The organism is Salipiger sp. HF18, from assembly GCF_011806505.1.
Taxonomy (GTDB): domain Bacteria; phylum Pseudomonadota; class Alphaproteobacteria; order Rhodobacterales; family Rhodobacteraceae; genus Salipiger; species Salipiger thiooxidans.
The window spans coordinates 1-1,737 of record NZ_JAATOS010000684.1 but is presented as its reverse complement, the minus strand read 5'-3'; the positions used below and the strand labels follow the sequence as shown (position 1 = coordinate 1,737).

Annotated in this window: 2 protein-coding genes and 1 pseudogene; all 3 read right to left on the bottom strand. The window is 68.7% G+C overall.

All coding sequences use genetic code 11. The features are described from left to right. A pseudogene (locus HC022_RS25860) lies at positions 1 to 399 on the bottom strand (aspartate kinase); the annotation flags it as partial. 178 nt (positions 400 to 577) lie between these two features. Beyond that, positions 578 to 1,012, bottom strand: a complete 435-nt coding sequence (locus HC022_RS25855; protein ID WP_167454294.1) for a DUF1178 family protein — start codon at positions 1,010 to 1,012, stop codon at positions 578 to 580. Between the two features lie 60 nt (positions 1,013 to 1,072). Continuing rightward, on the bottom strand, positions 1,073 to 1,528 hold the full coding sequence (locus HC022_RS25850) for an NUDIX hydrolase (protein WP_008884519.1): 456 nt from the start codon (positions 1,526 to 1,528) through the stop codon (positions 1,073 to 1,075). Positions 1,529 to 1,737 lie beyond the last annotated feature (209 nt).

Here is a 1,737-nt window from a genome sequence, read left to right as displayed (position 1 = left end):
GACCGCGACCTTCATGCCCTCGCCGAACTTGCGGTTGATGTTGTCGGTCGGGATGTCGACGATCCGCGCCGAGCTGTGCGCGCTGGTGGTCATCAGCGGCACCTGCCAGCCCTGCCAGCTGCGCGCCGGCACGTCCATCTCCTGCAGGGTGAGCGCCATCAGGCCGGCGGTCACGTTCTCGCCCGAGGACACGACGGCGTCGTATTCGCGCGCGTCGAACAGCGGCGAGGTCTCTTCGACGAAGCCCACCAGCTTGTTGGTTTCACCGGACATGGCAGAGACGATGACGATGACATCGTAGCCCTTGGCCACCTCGACGCCGACGCGTTTCGCCGCCCGCCGGATCCGGTCGAGCGTCGCGACGGAGGTGCCGCCGAATTTCATCACGAGAACGGGCATGAAGCACCCCCCGGGTGGTCTGAATCAGGCGGGGTTTAATCCGCGCCCGCGCGCGGCGCAAGAGGCCGGCGGCGGGGCCTGCGGCGGACGCGCGAATTCGGGGATGCGGTGGATCTCGCGAGCCCGGGCACCAAGGGCGTGGCGCCGGCCGGGGCCGGGTGGCCCGGCGCTGGTTGCGTCAGTTGGTCTTGCGGGTGGGGCGGAAGGGCAGCGGCGCCACCGGCACGCCGTCCTCGATCAGCTTGCGGGCCTCGTCGCCGCGGGTCTCGCCCCAGATCGCGCGCTGCGGCGCGTCGCCCTCGTGCATGGCACGGGCCTGGGCCGCGAAGTCGCGCCCGACGTATTCCGAGGTCTTCTCGACCTGCTCGCGCAGCGCCCGCAGCGCCTGCTCGGCGGGGGACGCGGGACCCGAGAGCGCAGGCGCGGCCTCGGCCTCTGGGCGGGCGGCCTGCGCGTTCACGCGCGGCGCCATCAGATCCTTCTCGACCTCGGTCGTGCCGCACACGGCGCAGGTCACCATGCCGGCGGCATGGAGCTTGTCGAAGGCGCTCGCGGACTGGAACCAGCTGTCGAAGCGGTGATCCTCGGCGCATCTGAGGGAGTACTGGATCATGTGTATGTCCGGATATATCCAGAAAAACCTAGTGTTCTTTCAGTGGCTTTCAAGAGAGCGTCACGAGCGCCGGCCGCCGGGCTCGAAGTCGCGGAGCAGTTTCGCGAGCTCCGGCTCGGACACCACCGCAGCGGCCTTGCGGCGGCTCATCCAGCGACGCTTGCGCTTGCCGCGCTCGGGAAAACGCTTCTCGAGCCGTTTGACCTCGAGCGGGAAGACGATGGCGAGATGCTGCTGCGGTTCGGAGATCTTGGTGTAGGTGTAGCCGCCGATGCACTTGCCCTTGGCCTCGCCCCGGACGCCGGCCTCTTCCCAGGCTTCCTGCGCGGCGGTCTCGGCGGGGCTGCGCTTGCGCATGGGCCAGCCCTTGGGCAGCGTCCAGCGGCGTCCGCCACGGCTGGTGATCATCAGGATCTGCAGTTTTCCACCACGCTGCCGGTAGCACAGGGCAGCGTATTGCAGGTACGGGACTTTCGCGCGTTTCGCGGCCTTGGCGTAGTGTGAGATCAGGCTCATTGCTTTGTTGCTTGCTCGATTCGAGCGTCGAGACTGCCGCGCTCAGGAGGCAGCGTCCAGACGTTGTGTGATTGCCCCGACAAGTTCTCGTGCATCTGCCTGCGGACGCAGCGCCGCCTGCGCCGCGGCCCCCATGGCGCTCTGCTTCTCCGGGTCGGACAGGGCATTGAGACCCGCCGCCAGCGCCTCGGCATCGGCCACGGTCAGCG